The organism is Psychrobacter sp. BI730 (genome assembly GCF_013414195.1).
Lineage (GTDB): Bacteria > Pseudomonadota > Gammaproteobacteria > Pseudomonadales > Moraxellaceae > Psychrobacter.
Window position 1 is genome coordinate 1 of the sequence record NZ_JAATTV010000016.1, and the last position, 15,883, is coordinate 15,883.

The following is a 15,883-nucleotide window of genomic DNA, read 5'->3' on the forward strand; positions in this document are numbered from 1 at the left end:
AAGTGTGTGGGGCACACTTGCCCGAAGCGCAAGACGGAAGGCTATGCCTGTAGTGACGATATGATCTTGTCATCAAGACCTGAGATACGGGTTTGATGCTTACTGACCAGCACAGGCTCAAAGCTGCTATCACGGTCTCTTGGGGTAGAGATTTCAAGATCGCCTGTATCACTGCGGACGGTCTTTTTAGTGTGACCGTTACGCTTATTAGGTTTATCCGCCTTTTCATGCTTGGGATAGCCGAGATGGTCTTCCATCTCAGCTTCTAAGGCAGTATCGATAAAGGATTGCATGAGCTGCTTTTGGAAGTCTTTGATGTTATCAAAGCTTTTCATGCTACCAGCCATTTGCTCGGCCAGTTTTTTAATGTCAGATTGAGTAGTCATTGCTTATTCTCCTGTTAATGGATTATAAGCAGTTACACAGTTTTTAGGAAACTCCCTGATATTTGAGATGGTTTTTGTTTTGGCTTAGTTGGGATATGATTTCTCTGTTTCATGTGTCTAGCTCCATAATTTACAGTAACTTGATTGCTGCGGCTGGTATGGATTTATTTTATGAAATAGGGTAGTTCGATAGTTCTATATAGAAAAAGGCAGAGTTCTATAGAACCTCATCAGCTTTCTTTAGCCATTTTGCAATGAAGTCTTTTTTAACAGAGAGTCCTAACGCCTCAGCCTTAGCTTGAATAAGCTTATTAAGTTCTCCATAAGGATCGGCTAAGTGTTCTTTATCATATTCAGCCATTTTAATAAGTGTGGTGACTAACGCTTGCATAGAACCTACACTTTTATGGTGTGTTGGCTCGTCATTAGCTGACTTGTCTACTATTTCAGTTTTGGCTTGTGCTAGTCGGTTTTCAAGTTCGGCTACTTTGTCCTGTGCTTTGTTATGATAAGTAGTAAGCTGCGCTACTTGCTCTTGAAGTTCATTAATAATTTGTTTGTCACTCTTAAATCCTGTTTTTTGCTGTGGAAGCTCTCCTCTTGATGCCATTGTAATAAGCTTATGAAAGTTATGAGCTTGTGAGTTCTCGCCATACTCATCTATTATAGACTGTTCTTGCTTGGCTCTTTCAGCCTCACTTACGATATTAGTGTCTATTAGTTTAAATGTTCTTATCCCGTCTTTAGGCTCTTTTGCTGTTACCATATCATCGCCAGTCACGCTATAATCTAGCGTCCTACCTTTCTCTAAAGGCAAGTTGAGCTTCTTTAAAAAGCCAATTTTCTGCAATTCTTCCAAACTATAATAAAAGTCTATTTCAATAGGCTCATAAAAATCTAAATCTGCATCATCATCTTCTAGGCAATCATCATAAAAAGAATTACAAAACATCATATAGACGAGAAAGCCATCTTTTGCGATCTCATGAAATAGCGTACTGGTTTTATACTTACGATCAATATCGTTGCACGAATAAATGCGGTAATGTCGGTCTATGTAATATTCGTTTACTAGCTCATCAAAATTGTTATACAGCAAAAAAGATACGATCTCTTGAATTGGCTCTCCTAGCTTATACGACATGAAACATAAGAAATCTTTTGGTGATATATAGCAGTTCGCTTTCTCTCTTGCTTCATCTAGTAATCCCACAATTCACACCTCTACACCCTTAAAACAAAGTAGGTACAAGGCAGTGCCAGCCTAAAGGTGTATGAACGGCTGGATTTCGATTACTTGTCATGCCTTGCAAGATTTTTATTATTATTTGCTCAATCAAAACATCATACAATCATCAGCCAAATTTAGCACAAAAAAAAGCCAACCATTGAAAACAATGATTGGCTTTTCTCTTTACTGCTATGTTTGGTCGGAACGGCAGGATTTGAACCTGCGACCACTACACCCCCAGTGTAGTGCGCTACCAGACTGCGCTACGCCCCGAATGACTGACTATTTTACGCAAAATTATGCATATTGCAAGGATTAATTATTGTACAAATAACCCATTAACCTATATTGTCAAAAAACCACTTGCCTTCTTTTGTACGTCTAAAAAACATGCCCCAAGCTGCATTAATAATGCTTGAAACATACTCTAGATTAACTTCATCGTCTTGCAAATTAATTTCGACTTCATATATGTACGGCTGATACTTTTCAATCGTATTTTGCTGATTTTCGTGTGCCTCTAAATCCATCTCTACTATTTGAGACATAACTTCTCTAGCACGCTGTAACAAATCAGAGGTATGTTCGCCCTCATTTAAAGTCAAACGCACATCAAATTCATTTGCAATAATAATATTTAATTCTGCCGCACCTTTATCAAACAAAGCAGAATTAAAATATCGAATGATCATATTTTCTTGCAAATTCAAGGAATCTAAACACTGTATAGACGTGACATTCTTGCTCAGGCTATAATGATTGATCATTTAAAATTTTCCTAAAGCTATGTATAAAGTGGAAATATTCGAAAAGCTTATGAAGTATCTAGAATGTATAAATCAAAATGCTAATATAAATTCATCGCAAGCATAGTAAGAGAGTTCCTCTTATGAGTTACTTGTACTTTTATTAATGAATAGTAACTTTTCATATAAAAGTACAAGCAACGGGCTCTTATTACAAAATTAACCCAAAAGCTCTTTTAGAATTTGGTTCACTTGCTGTGGGTTAGCACTGCCGCGACTGGCTTTCATGACCTGACCGACCAGACCGTTAAAGGCTTTTTCTTTACCGCCACGATATTCTTCGACCATCGCTTCATTTTTTGCGATGACTTCTTCGACCATTGCTTTGATAGCACCAGTATCGGTTTCTTGCTTAAGGCCTTTGTCTTTAATGATTTTATCTGCTGCATCATCGCCATCGCCACCTTCGCGCTCGTATAGAGCACTAAAGACTTTCTTAGCCAATTTGCCAGATAGTGTGTCATCTTTGATACGCTTGAGTATGCCAGCCAATTGTTTGGCACTGATAGGGGAGTCGATGATGTCGGTGTCATCTTTGTTCAGCGCGCCGAGCAAGTCGCCCATGACCCAGTTGCCAGCCATTTTGGCATCTTGCTGACCGATTTCAGCTACCACATCTTCGAAGTAATCGGCAATTTGACGACTACCAGTCAAGATACGAGCGTCATATTCTGACAGACCAAGCGCTTCTTCAAAGCGTGCGCGACGAGCAACTGGTAGCTCTGGCATCGCTGCTTTGATCGCATCAACCGTATGCTGCTCGATACGGACAGGTAGCAGGTCAGGATCAGGGAAGTAGCGATAGTCATTGGCGTCTTCTTTGGTACGCATGGTACGCGTTTCATCACGCTCTGGATCATATAGCATCGTTGCTTGTACGACTTTGCCGCCATCTTCTAGGATATCGATTTGACGTTCGATTTCACGATTGATAGCACGCTCGATAAAGCGGAACGAGTTTAGGTTCTTTAGCTCAGTACGTGTACCGAGATCAGCGCCTGGCTTGCGCACAGAGACGTTACAGTCACAGCGGAATGAGCCTTCAGCCATTACTGCGTCTGAGATGCCTAGCCAAGTGACTAGCTGATGAATGGCTTTAATATAGGCAAGTGCTTCGTGGGCTGAGCGCATGTCTGGCTCAGAGACGATTTCGATCAGTGGTGTACCTGCACGGTTCAAATCCACACCCGTCATACCATCGACAGCGTCATGTACAGATTTACCAGCATCTTCTTCTAGATGCGCGCGGGTGATACCCATACGTTTAGGGTATTCGTTCTTTTCGCCCTCATTTACCACGACATCGATGTAGCCTTCACCTACGATAGGATTGGCCATCTGGGTGATTTGATAGCCCTTAGGCAAATCAGGGTAGAAGTAGTTTTTGCGGTCAAACGTATTAAATAGACCTAACTCAGCATTGACGCCGATGCCGAATTTTAGCGCGCGATCGACCACGCCAGCATTTAATACTGGCAATACACCAGGTAAGCCTAAGTCAACGATACTTGCTTGGCTGTTTGGCTCATGACCGAAGTCAGTTGGCGCACTTGAGAATATTTTGCTTTCTGTATTCAACTGGCAGTGAATCTCGATACCGATGACCACTTCATAACCATCGACAAATAGCTCTTTACGCACGGCGTGTTCACGGACGGCATTGTTATCAGTAGTAACTGTACTCATTATACCGTCTCCTTTGCGATGGTAGAGTGTTGTAGGTGATGATCAGTATGCTGCTGGAACAGATGCGCAGTCGTGAGCAGTTGACTTTCTTGCCAGTGCTTACCGATTAATTGCAAGCCAATAGGTAGGCCTTCAGTCGTCAAACCAACTGGCTGACTGAGGGCAGGTAGACCTGCTAGGTTGACCGCGATGGTATAAACGTCACCTAAATACATCGTTGCAGGATCTAGGTTGTCAGTAAGCTTGTAAGCTGCCGTCGGTGCGGTTGGGCTAGCAATCACATCACAGCTAGCAAATGCTTCATCAAAGTCTTTAACGATCAAACGGCGAATCTTCTGTGCTTTAGTATAGTAAGCATCGAAGTAGCCAGCCGATAGCGCATACGTCCCTGTCAAGATACGGCGCTGTACTTCAGGGCCAAAGCCTTCGGAGCGTGAGCGCGTGTATAGATCGATAAGGTCCGTTGGGCTTTCACAGCGATAGCCAAAACGTACGCCATCGAAGCGCGATAGGTTAGATGATGCTTCGGCAGGCGCTAGCATATAGTAAGTGGCAAGCGTGATTTCAGGATCAGTGATGTTCACTTCTACAATCGTTGCGCCCAGCTCTTCGTACTTCTTAAGAGCCGCACGTGCTGCTTGCTCGACTTCGCTATCAAGCCCTGTACCGAAGTATTCTTTGGCCACACCAATACGTAAGCCAGCAAATGGTTTGTCACCAGCAGCGGCTTCTGCGTCGTTGATATCTTGTACGTAGTCAGGCATCTCGTATTTGATAGAAGTTGCATCGCGTGGATCATGACCAATCATTGGTTGGAGCAGATAGGCGCAATCTTTAGCGCTGCGTCCCATGCTACCCGCTTGATCCAAACTTGAAGCGTAGGCAATCATACCAAAGCGTGACACACGGCCATAAGTAGGTTTGATACCTGTTAGGCCACAGAATGAAGCAGGCTGGCGAATAGAGCCACCTGTATCACTACCGGTAGCAACAGGGACAAAACCAGCGGCAACAGCAGCAGCACTACCACCTGACGAGCCACCAGGGACGCGCTCTAGGTTCCAAGGGTTCTGTACCGTACCGTAGTAAGAGTTACTGTTGTCTGAGCCCATCGCAAACTCATCCATATTGAGCTTACCTAAGCTAATCATGCCTGCTTTGTCGATATTAGAAACGATAGTCGCATCATATGGTGAGACAAAGTTGTGCAGCATCTTTGAGCCACAAGTGGTCAGTACGCCCTGAGTACAAAAGATGTCTTTGTGCGCCATTGGTACGCCAAGTAGCGGACGCTGATCGCCTTGTGCACGCATCTCGTCTGCCGCTTTCGCTTGTGCGCGTGCTGTCTCAGAGGTATGAGTGATAAAGCTGTTAATCTTGCCGTCTAGCGCATCGATACGCTTGATGTAGTGTTCGGTTAATTCGGCGCTGCTAAATTGTTTGTTTTGCAAGCCAGTAATGAGCTGCTCGGTACTTAATAAATGAAGTTCAGACATAAGGTGTCGTCCGTCAAAATGTTAATAGCATAAAATAAAATGAGATAATGGCAAATGCGTAATTGTGTTATTCAGCCACTATTATTCAATCACCTGAGGCACTAGATATAAGCCTTCTTCTACGGCAGGTGCGACTGATTGATTACGCTCACGATTGATATCATGTTTTGCCACATCAGCACGCAACTCTTGGCAAGCTTCATGGATATTGGCTAATGGCTTGATGTCTGTGGTATCAACGTTAGATAGCGTATTCATCAGTTTTAATACTTTACTGATATCATCAGCATAGCTATCGGCTGTACTTTCATCGACACCTAAGCGGGCAAGGTTGGCAACTTCTAGGATTTCTTCACGGCTGACGTTGCTGTCAGACGTTGCTGGCTGCTGAGACATAGTTTCTCCAGTTAAGGACAGTTTTTGTTAGAGTAGTTGATTACGAAAAGGAAAATACGTAAGCGTTAAAATAGAAACAATTAAAATAGAAACAAATAGTAAGTGGGCTTATTATAAAGCATCTGACTCAAGTTTACAGAGCATGACGCTTGATTGATGCACAATCTCAACCAAGAGGCTGAATTGATAAAGACGTAATATTAAATAAGATATGGTGCTAGCCGAGCCATAATGCCAATTAAGACACAATGATTTACAGAGAATTGCAAAACTAACCCCCTAACTCATCATTGTTCCTCAATTGCTCTCCAATTAGCTTCTAAAATACGTTACAGTATGCATCTGCTATCAAGCAAAACATTCATCTGCCTGTAGAGCCTTGTTAGTTATCAGATTAAATGATGTTTCATTGAGTTGAATGATATTTACTACTATTTCAAACTTTGTAACAACTTTTGGCGTCTAAGACAAAAATCCTTACTTACTGATGCAAATATCTATGTTTTTTTTGAGCTAAATCGGTATAATTTAGCTCAGTTTTTTCATTTCATCATTATCGTTTGGATTTTGACTTGTTGGGTTGATTAACTGTTGCCACAAGTAATGTTTAACGACGACCTGCTCAATACTGACGAGTAACACCTCAGTCAATCTCATTCGCCTCATTCGTAAGACGCTGGATATATTAGTCATGAACCTGTTTGGATTTTTATCAAATAATATCGCTATCGACCTCGGTACTGCGAACACCCTAATTTTTATTCCTAATAAAGGCGTCGTGCTTGACGAGCCTACGGTGGTCGCGTTACGAAGCAATCGTACTCAAAACCCGACCGTCGCCGCTGTTGGTATCGATGCCAAGCAGATGCTAGGTCGTACGCCTGCGAACATCACAGCGATTCGCCCGTTGAAAGACGGTGTGATTGCTGATTTTGAAGTGACGCAAAAAATGCTTAAGCACTTTATCGCTAAAGTAAAAGCCAAGCGTTTTATGGCACAGCCTAACGTCGTGGTTTGTGTACCATGCAAGTCTACTCTAGTTGAGCGCAAGGCGATTCGTGAGGCAGTATCATCAGCAGGTGCGAGCAAAGTACTATTGCTAGAAGAGCCGATGGCTGCGGCTATCGGTGCTGGTATGCCAGTTCATGAAGCCAGTGGTTCTATGGTGGTGGATATCGGTGGTGGTACAACTGAGATTGCTGTTATTGCACTGTCTGGTTGCGTATATGCTGAGTCGATTCGTATCGGCGGCGATATGTTTGATGAAGCGATCATCACTCATGTACGCCGTATGCATGGTTGTGTCATCGGTGAGACGACTGCTGAGCGCATCAAAAAAGAAGTCGGTTCTGCATTGAATGAAGACAGCCAACTAGAAGTAGAAGTTCGCGGTCGTAGCATGGCAGAAGGTGTGCCAAAGACCTTTACTGTCAATTCAGAAGAAGTGCAAAAAGCGTTGACTGATCCATTGAGCGGTATTGTTAGCGCTGTAAAAGTAGCACTTGAGCAGACTCCGCCAGAGTTGTCATCTGACATCGCTGAGCGTGGGATTGTATTGACAGGTGGCGGCGCACTATTACGTGACTTAGACAAACTTATCTCGCAAGAGACCGGTTTGCCAGTGACGGTAGCAGAAGACCCACTAACCTGTGTTAGCCGTGGTGGTGGTATCGCGCTTGATTTCATCAATAACAAAAGTTTAAACATGATTTTTGTTTAATTCATCTTTATCCTTAATTGTCTTATAGGCTTGGCAATATATGATAATGACGATTTATGTGAATGATGAAACTATAAATATAGTCGGTTCAATATAATTTGGATATAAGGAAGCCGAGCGAAAGTACTACAAGTAGTAGGCTGAGCGAGACTGACACCGTATCCAATCTATAGAAGATTGACTATATATAAAATTAAAGGTAGCCGATTGTGCTACCTTTAATTGCATTCATTTGTGCTATAACCCAATATCCTCGATAAACACTCATGCTGTAAATAAGTGCTATTGTTCATTTTAGAATCCTTAAATCAGACGACTTATGACTCCAAGTATTTTTGCTCGCCAACCGTTATCACTTCGTAAGACTGTTATCGTATTGATAGCAGCCTTAATCTTGATGTGGTTTGATAGCAAAAACTCTGATTGGTTTAAGCCAGTACGTAGCACCAGTCATGCCGCTATGCAACCTATCTATGAGCTGTCTTTACTACCAAGCTATGCCAAGCATTGGGCAGGTGGTAGTCTGCAATCAAAAGAAGCACTGCGTCGCGAAAACATGCAGCTAAAGTCGCAATTGATACACGCGCATGCCAAGTTACAACAACAAGATTATATCTTGGCACAGAATGCACGCCTGCAAGGTATTTTATCTACCACCAAGCCTGAGCAGTTCGATCTTAATTTGGCGCAAGTCATCGGCACAGATACCAACTTGCTCAGACAGATTGTCGTGCTTAATAAAGGGGAGCAAGATGGCGTACAAGTTGGGCAAACGGTCATCGATGAAGACGGTGTATTAGGACAGATTATCAATGTCTATCCGAATACTAGCCGTCTGTTGTTGATTACAGATGAGCAGCAGTCAGTTGCTGTCACTGTTAAGCGTACTGGTCAGCGCGCCATCGTTACAGGCCAAGGCATCCCATCTTCATTAAGTCTCAATTACGTCTTTAAGACGTCAGATGTGCGAGTAGGTGATGAACTAGTGTCTTCAGGACTGGGCGGTCGTATTCCGGCAGGCTATCGAGTAGGGCGTATCGCGCATGTCAAAGACGAGCAAACTGATAACTTTAGAACGATCGAAGTTACTCCAGCAGCTAACTTTATTGACAATGCCTATGTATTAATACTTCAAGACAAACTGCTAAATGAGAACAATGCTGCTGCTATTGCTCCATAGATAACGACGTAAGCCACAGTATTGACGGCTAATTAGCTGGCTTATTAATGTTTTAAAGCTTTCCATTTATGGTATTCACCTTGCCAATATCCAATCAACAATATAACAGCAACCATCAAACACTCGCTAAGGTAAGTACCCATGTCGTATCCTGATTCTGAGAATGCCACGGTACTATTGATAGTTGTGATTGTTCTGAGTTTCATCGCTGCATCATCACTCAATGTCTATCCATTAAGCCCAAGCATGGCCACACTGCGTCCCATGGTCATGATCATGGTGTTGATCTATTGGTTACTGTTTCAGCCGCGCTATGTCGGCATTTTTACCGCATTTACGGTTGGGCTGATTGCTGATTTATTAATGGATACCCATTTAGGGCAGCAAGCTTTCGCCGCTGTTGTGGTTGCACTGGTTATCAAAATTACCAGTATCTATGTCAGACAGTTGAACACGATTAGCGCGTGGCTCATTGCTAGTCTAGGGCTGATTGTCTTTCAGTTAAATCTATGGATACTACAGATGTTTATTCAAAACGTCTTTGTTGCTCAGTCTGCTTTGTCATTGTTTATGAGTATCATTAGCTGGCCACTCGTACTGTTTGCTTTACGCAAGTTTTCGCGTTAATGAGTCACTAGCTATAGCTGTTATTCTGATTAATAGCTTAGCTTGCTCGGCCCACAATACTGTATGACCACACACATCATAAATTTATAAATGAAGAGAATATCGATGGATATCGTTTTAGCGTCTGGCTCTCCGCGTCGTCGTGAGCTACTAGAAAGAGCGCAACTAGACTTTACTATCTTAAGTGTAGATATCGATGAGACGCCGTTGGATAATGAGTCGCCGACAGACTATATCGAACGCATGGTCGCAACCAAAGCTGATGCCGCGATACAACAATTAAGCAATACCTTTCAAGTGGATCACAATAATCTCACCTCACCGTTCATTATTTTGACTTCTGATACCATTGGCGTGCTGTCAGATGGCAAGACAGTATTGGTCAAGCCTGTCGATCGTGAGCACGCATATAGTATGTGGCAGTGTATGTCTGATAACGTTCACGAAGTATGGACTGCTGTTCAAGCGACTCAAGTACAGCTATTGCCTAAAGCAAAACCAAGCAAAGCAAAACCTACACAGTGCTTGCAAATTATTAACCAGCAGCGAATCACTGAACGTACGGAAGTGACTTTTATACCACTGACGACACAGATGATGAGCGACTACTGGAATAGTGGCGAACCTGCTGATAAAGCAGGTGGATATGGCATTCAAGGACTTGGTGCTACATGGGTCAGTCGTATTAATGGCAGCTATACCAATGTCGTTGGTCTGCCACTGGCACAAACACTGGCACTAATCAAAGAAATGACAGAAGGCAGTATGGACACAGTCAACCCGTTATAATGGGATATGCACATAATGACACGGTAGGGTAATGGGCAAGAGCAAGTCGCATTTGTTACACTGTCAATCTAATAGGCGATGACCGTCTAATAAGAAAGCTGAGAGATAAGAGAAAAAACTATGTCCGAAGAGCTGCTGATTAATATTAGTCCAATGGAATCCCGTGTTGCGGTTTTAGACAATGGTATTTTGGGCGAGATTTATATTGAACGACATCACAAACTGGGGTTGGTCGGCAATATCTATCTGGGGACGGTCGTACGTGTCCTTCCTGGTATGCAGGCAGCCTTCGTAGATATTGGTCAATCACGGACCGCATTTCTACATGTCAACGATATGCAGCGTGAACCACGCCCCGTTGTAGAAAAAAACAAAGCGGCTAAGGCCACTAAGCACGAGATAAATGAGGACGATGCGACTGCCAACGCTTCTGCTGATAGCTTGGCTGTGACACCGCCTATTGTCAGTGCACAAAGTACAGAGATCGTACCAGCGTCTAAAACATTGATTCAGCATCGTCTGCATGAAAGTCAGCGTATTTTGGTACAGGTAACCAAAGACCAGTTAGGAAGTAAAGGTGCTCGTTTAACAACCAATATCTCGCTGCCATCACGTTATCTAGTATATTTGCCATCGAGTGATCATATTGGCATATCGCAGCGTATTGATGGCGAAGAAGAGCGTAGCCGATTAAAGACTGAGCTTAGTAGCCTAATGCAAACGGTCAATCTAAAGGGTGGACTGATTGCCCGCACCGCTGCTGAGCGTGTGCCTGTCGATAAGCTAGAAGAGGACATTTATTACCTACTGCAGCTGTGGCGTACTATCTGTGCTCGTCGTCAAGAGATTAATCATCATCAGAGCTCAGAGCTGATCTATCAGGAACTGTCATTACCATTACGTTCTATCCGTGACTTGGTTCACGCTGATACCGAAAAAGTCATTATTGATAATACGCAAATTTATGAGCAAGTCAGATACTTTGCCAAAGAGTTTGTTCCATTCGTTTATGATCGAATCGTGCACTACACCGCTGAGCAGTCGCTATTCGATGTACACCGTGTCGAGGATGACTTGCGTGATGCACTAAAACGCCGTGTCGATCTCAAGTCTGGTGGTTATCTGATTATCGATCAGACCGAAGCCATGACCACGATTGATGTTAATACAGGCTCTTTTGTGGGTGGTCGTTCATTAGAGGATACGGTTTATAAGACTAATCTAGAAGCCACACATGCTATCGCTCGACAGTTGCGCTTACGTAATCTAGGCGGCATTATTATTCTAGATTTTATCGATATGCTTGAGCAACAGCATAAAGATGATGTGCTTGAAAGCTTACAGGCGCAGCTTACCCAAGATTATGCAAAAACTAAGATTACGCAGGTCAGTGAGCTTGGACTGGTAGAGATGACACGCAAACGCACGCGTGAATCGTTGGGTCAGCAACTTTGTGAGCCGTGCTCAACTTGTCAAGGTCGCGGGTTCGTCAAAACCGCAGAGACCGTTTGCTTTGAGATTTTCCGCGAAATTATGCGCTGCGCCCGTACTTATAATTCTCCCAAAAAGTTCACCGTAGTAGCTCATGCGGCAGTCATTGATTTACTACTCACAACAGAGTCAGACACAGTGGCTGATTTAGAGTATCTACTGGGTAGGGTCATTACTTTTGATGTAGAGAATCTATATACCCAAGAGCAGTATGATATTGTTTTAGATTAATATTATTCAAAACAAATGATAGTTCTAGATGAAAGTATTTATGTGACTGAAGATTAGTCTAAGAATGAGCATCTCTAATCACAATAGAGATTGCTCTTGCAATACCTAAAATACTATGTATAATATACACCACTGAATTATATATGCGCAGCTGAATAAAAAAAGCTGGCGCTATGACAGCTAGAGCATCGTTTCTAGCACTATTTCATTATGCCTTTGCTACTTTCCAATTAATAGGAGGGTTGGCGGGGCTTTAAACTATTTTGCTTTTGGCACGCTATAAGTTCGGATAAAGAACTCATTCTGGTTAAGAACAGAAGGCCGCTTTAAGTGAATATTTAACCAAACTGCTTTTGATCATGGTCTTGCGACGCAAGAATGACAAAGGCACATATTAGGAGCTTGCTGGCATGGCTAACCAGAGAATCCGTATCCGTCTTAAGTCTTTTGATCATCGTCTGATTGATCAATCTGCACAAGAGATTGTTGATACTGCAAAGCGCACCGGTGCGCAAGTTTGTGGTCCTGTACCGTTGCCGACTCGCATTGAGCGCTTCAACGTTCTAACCTCACCACACGTTAACAAAGACGCTCGTGACCAGTACGAAATCCGTACTCATAAGCGTATGGTTGATATCGTTCAGCCAACTGACAAAACTGTGGATGCGCTAATGAAATTAGATTTAGCGGCGGGTGTTGACGTTCAAATTGCTTTGGGTTAATGCACATTAAACACCCAACCCATTAATATAAGATATAAAGAGGTCTAAAATGGCGATCGGTTTAGTCGGTAAAAAGTGCGGCATGACCCGTGTCTTCACTGAAACAGGCGCATCTATCCCTGTAACAGTTGTTGAGGTCGATGCAAACCGCATTACTCAAGTAAAAAATACTGATGTAGATGGTTATCAAGCCATCCAAATTACCACAGGTACTCGTCGTGACAGCCGCGTAACAGCTGCACAGAAGGGTCACTTCGCTAAAGCTGGTGTTAAAGCTGGCCGTGGTGTTTGGGAATTCCGTGCCAACGAAAGCGATCTTGAAGGTCGTGAGATTGGTGGCGAGATTCTAGCTGACTTGTTCGAACAAGGTCAGATGGTTGATGTGACAGGACAGAGCAAAGGTAAAGGTTTCCAAGGCCCTGTTAAGCGTCACAACTTTAGTATGCAAGATGCTACTCATGGTAACTCAGTGTCTCATCGTGCGCATGGTTCAACTGGTCAAAACCAGTCACCAGGTAAAGTATTCAAAGGCAAGAAGATGGCGGGTCAGATGGGTAACAAACGTGTTACCGTTCAGGGCCTAGAAGTGATTTCGGTTGATGCCGAAAAAGGGTTACTTGTCATCAAGGGTGCTATCCCAGGTGCCACCGGTGGCGATGTTATCGTACGTCCGTCAGTCAAAGCCTAAGCAAGGGGATTAACGTGGATTTAAAAACAGTTACAGGTGCGGCGGTTGAGCTTTCTGATACGGCATTTGGTCGTGAATTCAACGAAGCACTAGTGCATCAAGTCGTCACCGCTTATTTAGCTGGTGCTCGCCAAGGTACACGCGCACAAAAAACACGTGCCGAAGTTTCTGGCGGTGGTATTAAGCCATGGCGCCAAAAAGGTACTGGTCGCGCTCGTGCGGGTTCTATTCGTAGCCCAATCTGGCGTTCAGGTGGTCGTGCATTCGCTGCAAAACCACAAGATTGGTCACAGAAAGTAAACCGTAAAATGTATCGCGGTGCGATGCAGTGCATCCTAGCAGAATTGATTCGTCAAGAGCGTCTGATTTTGGTAGAAGAGTTGAGCGTTTCTGGGCCGAAAACCAAAGAACTGATTGCTAAGTTGAACGATTTGAATGCACCTCGTGCACTAATCGTTACTAAAGAAGTTGATGAAAACTTATACTTAGCTGCTCGCAACATTCCACACGTCAATGTACTTGGTACAAATGAAGTGGACCCAGTGAGCTTGATCGCATTTGATAAAGTGATCATGTCAGTTGAAGCTGCGAAACAATTTGAGGAAGCACTAGCATGAATAACGCAAGACTTTATCAGGTCTTAAGAGGGCCTGTATTCTCAGAAAAATCTCAAATGCTTGGCGACTCACTTGGTGTGCAGGTATTTAAAATTGATTCTAATGCTACTAAGCTTGAAGTCAAGAAAGCAGTTGAGTTGATGTTTGAAGGTGTTGAAGTTACTAAAGTAAACACTTTGAATGTTAAAGGTAAGACAAAGCGTTTTGGTAAAAGCATCGGCCGTCGTAACGACTACAAAAAAGCCTATGTTACCTTAAAAGCTGGTCAAGATGTACAAATGGCTGATGCTGGTGAAGAAGTAGCGAATACTACTGATTCTACTAGTGAAACAGCGAATAACGAATAAGGATTACACTCATGCCTATCGTAAGAGCAAAGCCAACATCACCAGGCCGTCGTTTTGTTGAAAAAGTAGTGCATCCACACCTGTACAAAGGTCGTCCGTTTGCAGCACTTCTAGAATCAAAAAGCAAGTCAGGTGGTCGTAACAATAATGGCCGCATTACTACTCGTCACATTGGCGGTGGTCATAAGCAACATTATCGCATTATCGATTTCAAACGTACTAAAGACAATATCCCAGCGACGGTAGAGCGTATCGAATACGATCCTAACCGTACTGCTCATATTGCTCTACTTAAGTATGCTGATGGCGAACGTCGTTACATTATCGCTGCTAAGAAACAAGTAGTTGGTGATACAGTAATGTCAGGCGAGACTTCTCCAATTCGTCCAGGTAACTGCTTACCGCTAAAAAACATCCCATTGGGTACTGTGATTCACAATATCGAACTTAAAATCGGTAAAGGTGCACAGATGGCTCGTTCTGCGGGTGCTAGCGTTCAGTTACTAGGTCGTGACGGTGTTTATGCTATTCTACGTATGCGTTCTGGCGAAACTCGCCGTGTACACGTAAATTGCCGCGCTGTTATTGGTGAAGTTTCTAACACTGAAAACAACTTGAAATCACTTGGTAAAGCCGGTGCTTCACGTTGGCGTGGTGTTCGTCCTTCTGTTCGTGGTGTCGCTATGAACCCGGTTGATCACCCACACGGTGGTGGTGAAGGTCGTAACAAAGGTCGCCATCCAACCAGCCCTTGGGGTCAGAAGTCTAAAGGACTTAAAACGCGTCACAATAAGCGTACTGACAACATGATCATCCGCCGTCGCGCCAAGAAGAAATAAAGGAAGAATTTCATGCCTCGTTCATTGAAAAAAGGTCCATTCATAGACGCGCACTTGTTTGCTAAAGTTGAGAATGCATTAGACACCAACTCACGCAAGCCAATTAAGACTTGGTCGCGCCGCTCGATGATTCTGCCACAAATGGTTGGCCTAACTTTATCTGTTCACAACGGCCGTACTCATGTACCGGTTATCGTGAGCGAGCAGATGGTTGGTCATAAACTAGGTGAATTTGCCCCGACTCGTACGTATCGTGGTCACGGCATTGACAAAAAAGCTAAGAGATAAGGTGCTTACCATGGAAGTAACTGCAAAATTACGCGGTGCCGCCATATCGGCACAAAAAGTTAGACTCGTTGCTGATGAAGTTCGTGGCAAATCTATTGAGCGTGCTTTGGATATCCTAACGTATAGCAATAAAAAAGGCGCTGTGTTTGTTAAGAAATGCCTTAACTCAGCCATCGCCAATGCCGAACATAATCACGGCTTAGATATTGACGACTTAAAAGTCGCTACTATCTATGTTGATGAAGGCATTACGCTAAAACGTATCCTACCACGTGCCAAAGGCCGTGCTGATCGTATCAGCAAGCGTACTTGTCACATCACTATAAAGGTAGGAGAATAAGTT

Annotated in this window: 19 protein-coding genes and 1 tRNA gene; 12 read left to right on the forward strand and 8 right to left on the reverse strand. The window is 43.4% G+C overall.

All coding sequences use genetic code 11. The annotated features are described in order from the left end of the window. Positions 1-41: 41 nt before the first annotated feature. From HCZ91_RS11635 to HCZ91_RS14005, 8 genes are all read right to left on the reverse strand, one after another. The gene (locus HCZ91_RS11635; RefSeq protein WP_179799525.1) at positions 42-386 is read right to left on the reverse strand and encodes a transposase; all 345 of its coding nucleotides are present in this window, start codon (positions 384-386) and stop codon (positions 42-44) included. 217 nt (positions 387-603) lie between these two features. Continuing rightward, positions 604-1,599: a hypothetical protein gene (locus HCZ91_RS11640; RefSeq protein WP_179799526.1), complete on the reverse strand. Its 996-nt coding sequence runs from the start codon at positions 1,597-1,599 to the stop codon at positions 604-606. 214 nt (positions 1,600-1,813) lie between these two features. Then, positions 1,814-1,890: transfer RNA gene (locus HCZ91_RS11645), tRNA-Pro, on the reverse strand. Positions 1,891-1,955: 65 nt separating this feature from the next. Next, the gene (locus HCZ91_RS11650) at positions 1,956-2,384 is read right to left on the reverse strand and encodes a hypothetical protein (protein ID WP_179799527.1); all 429 of its coding nucleotides are present in this window, start codon (positions 2,382-2,384) and stop codon (positions 1,956-1,958) included. A 198-nt stretch (positions 2,385-2,582) separates the two neighbouring features. Next, entirely contained in the window at positions 2,583-4,112 is a 1,530-nt protein-coding gene (gatB, locus tag HCZ91_RS11655; RefSeq protein WP_179799560.1) for an Asp-tRNA(Asn)/Glu-tRNA(Gln) amidotransferase subunit GatB, read from the reverse strand. Continuing rightward, positions 4,109-5,605, reverse strand: a complete 1,497-nt coding sequence (gatA, locus tag HCZ91_RS11660; protein WP_179799528.1) for an Asp-tRNA(Asn)/Glu-tRNA(Gln) amidotransferase subunit GatA — start codon at positions 5,603-5,605, stop codon at positions 4,109-4,111. The genes gatB and gatA overlap by 4 nt, the downstream gene beginning before the upstream one ends. Before the next feature lie 81 nt (positions 5,606-5,686). Beyond that, positions 5,687-6,001: an Asp-tRNA(Asn)/Glu-tRNA(Gln) amidotransferase subunit GatC gene (gatC, locus tag HCZ91_RS11665; protein ID WP_057758683.1), complete on the reverse strand. Its 315-nt coding sequence runs from the start codon at positions 5,999-6,001 to the stop codon at positions 5,687-5,689. 528 nt (positions 6,002-6,529) lie between these two features. Then, positions 6,530-6,658, reverse strand: coding sequence for a hypothetical protein (locus HCZ91_RS14005; RefSeq protein WP_257020056.1), 129 nt, complete (start codon positions 6,656-6,658; stop codon positions 6,530-6,532). A 34-nt stretch (positions 6,659-6,692) separates the two neighbouring features. On the opposite strand from HCZ91_RS14005, the gene HCZ91_RS11670 reads away from it, so the two are divergent. From HCZ91_RS11670 to rplV, 12 genes are all read left to right on the forward strand, one after another. Then, the gene (locus tag HCZ91_RS11670) at positions 6,693-7,721 is read left to right on the forward strand and encodes a rod shape-determining protein (RefSeq protein ID WP_179799529.1); all 1,029 of its coding nucleotides are present in this window, start codon (positions 6,693-6,695) and stop codon (positions 7,719-7,721) included. Between the two features lie 319 nt (positions 7,722-8,040). Then, positions 8,041-8,901 (forward strand): rod shape-determining protein MreC, encoded by an 861-nt coding sequence (mreC, locus tag HCZ91_RS11675; protein WP_102077941.1) that lies wholly within the window; start codon positions 8,041-8,043, stop codon positions 8,899-8,901. 141 nt (positions 8,902-9,042) lie between these two features. Continuing rightward, on the forward strand, positions 9,043-9,528 hold the full coding sequence (gene mreD, locus HCZ91_RS11680) for a rod shape-determining protein MreD (RefSeq protein WP_179799530.1): 486 nt from the start codon (positions 9,043-9,045) through the stop codon (positions 9,526-9,528). Positions 9,529-9,633: 105 nt separating this feature from the next. Then, the gene (locus HCZ91_RS11685) at positions 9,634-10,317 is read left to right on the forward strand and encodes a Maf family protein (protein WP_179799531.1); all 684 of its coding nucleotides are present in this window, start codon (positions 9,634-9,636) and stop codon (positions 10,315-10,317) included. A gap of 120 nt (positions 10,318-10,437) precedes the next feature. Further along, a complete protein-coding gene (locus HCZ91_RS11690; protein ID WP_179799532.1) occupies positions 10,438-12,039 on the forward strand; it encodes an Rne/Rng family ribonuclease in 1,602 nt (533 codons plus the stop codon). 410 nt (positions 12,040-12,449) lie between these two features. Further along, the gene (gene rpsJ / locus HCZ91_RS11695) at positions 12,450-12,761 is read left to right on the forward strand and encodes a 30S ribosomal protein S10 (RefSeq protein ID WP_010196670.1); all 312 of its coding nucleotides are present in this window, start codon (positions 12,450-12,452) and stop codon (positions 12,759-12,761) included. Positions 12,762-12,810: 49 nt separating this feature from the next. Then, positions 12,811-13,449 carry a 50S ribosomal protein L3 gene (rplC, locus tag HCZ91_RS11700; RefSeq protein WP_057758696.1) on the forward strand — a complete coding sequence of 213 codons (639 nt, stop codon included), beginning with the start codon at positions 12,811-12,813 and terminating at the stop codon, positions 13,447-13,449. 14 nt (positions 13,450-13,463) lie between these two features. Continuing rightward, positions 13,464-14,066, forward strand: coding sequence for a 50S ribosomal protein L4 (rplD, locus tag HCZ91_RS11705; RefSeq protein ID WP_057758698.1), 603 nt, complete (start codon positions 13,464-13,466; stop codon positions 14,064-14,066). Then, positions 14,063-14,413, forward strand: coding sequence for a 50S ribosomal protein L23 (rplW, locus tag HCZ91_RS11710; protein ID WP_057758700.1), 351 nt, complete (start codon positions 14,063-14,065; stop codon positions 14,411-14,413). The genes rplD and rplW overlap by 4 nt, the downstream gene beginning before the upstream one ends. Positions 14,414-14,424: 11 nt before the next feature. Next, the gene (gene rplB / locus HCZ91_RS11715) at positions 14,425-15,252 is read left to right on the forward strand and encodes a 50S ribosomal protein L2 (RefSeq protein ID WP_057758702.1); all 828 of its coding nucleotides are present in this window, start codon (positions 14,425-14,427) and stop codon (positions 15,250-15,252) included. Positions 15,253-15,264: 12 nt separating this feature from the next. Then, positions 15,265-15,540, forward strand: a complete 276-nt coding sequence (gene rpsS, locus HCZ91_RS11720; RefSeq protein WP_010196682.1) for a 30S ribosomal protein S19 — start codon at positions 15,265-15,267, stop codon at positions 15,538-15,540. A 10-nt stretch (positions 15,541-15,550) separates the two neighbouring features. Then, entirely contained in the window at positions 15,551-15,880 is a 330-nt protein-coding gene (rplV, locus tag HCZ91_RS11725; protein ID WP_021813373.1) for a 50S ribosomal protein L22, read from the forward strand. Positions 15,881-15,883 lie beyond the last annotated feature (3 nt).

Bases quoted from the DNA above. Each gene is read 5' to 3' on its own strand.
- rplC (WP_057758696.1), top strand. From the start codon at position 12,811: ATGGCGATCGGTTTAGTCGGTAAAAAGTGCGGCATGACCCGTGTCTTC.
- HCZ91_RS14005 (WP_257020056.1), bottom strand. From the start codon at position 6,658: ATGAGATTGACTGAGGTGTTACTCGTCAGTATTGAGCAGGTCGTCGTT.
- HCZ91_RS11690 (WP_179799532.1), top strand. From the start codon at position 10,438: ATGTCCGAAGAGCTGCTGATTAATATTAGTCCAATGGAATCCCGTGTT.
- gatA (WP_179799528.1), bottom strand. From the start codon at position 5,605: ATGTCTGAACTTCATTTATTAAGTACCGAGCAGCTCATTACTGGCTTG.
- mreD (WP_179799530.1), top strand. From the start codon at position 9,043: ATGTCGTATCCTGATTCTGAGAATGCCACGGTACTATTGATAGTTGTG.
- HCZ91_RS11670 (WP_179799529.1), top strand. From the start codon at position 6,693: ATGAACCTGTTTGGATTTTTATCAAATAATATCGCTATCGACCTCGGT.
- mreC (WP_102077941.1), top strand. From the start codon at position 8,041: ATGACTCCAAGTATTTTTGCTCGCCAACCGTTATCACTTCGTAAGACT.
- gatC (WP_057758683.1), bottom strand. From the start codon at position 6,001: ATGTCTCAGCAGCCAGCAACGTCTGACAGCAACGTCAGCCGTGAAGAA.
- rpsJ (WP_010196670.1), top strand. From the start codon at position 12,450: ATGGCTAACCAGAGAATCCGTATCCGTCTTAAGTCTTTTGATCATCGT.
- HCZ91_RS11650 (WP_179799527.1), bottom strand. From the start codon at position 2,384: ATGATCAATCATTATAGCCTGAGCAAGAATGTCACGTCTATACAGTGT.
- rplW (WP_057758700.1), top strand. From the start codon at position 14,063: ATGAATAACGCAAGACTTTATCAGGTCTTAAGAGGGCCTGTATTCTCA.
- rpsS (WP_010196682.1), top strand. From the start codon at position 15,265: ATGCCTCGTTCATTGAAAAAAGGTCCATTCATAGACGCGCACTTGTTT.
- HCZ91_RS11635 (WP_179799525.1), bottom strand. From the start codon at position 386: ATGACTACTCAATCTGACATTAAAAAACTGGCCGAGCAAATGGCTGGT.
- rplB (WP_057758702.1), top strand. From the start codon at position 14,425: ATGCCTATCGTAAGAGCAAAGCCAACATCACCAGGCCGTCGTTTTGTT.
- rplV (WP_021813373.1), top strand. From the start codon at position 15,551: ATGGAAGTAACTGCAAAATTACGCGGTGCCGCCATATCGGCACAAAAA.
- HCZ91_RS11685 (WP_179799531.1), top strand. From the start codon at position 9,634: ATGGATATCGTTTTAGCGTCTGGCTCTCCGCGTCGTCGTGAGCTACTA.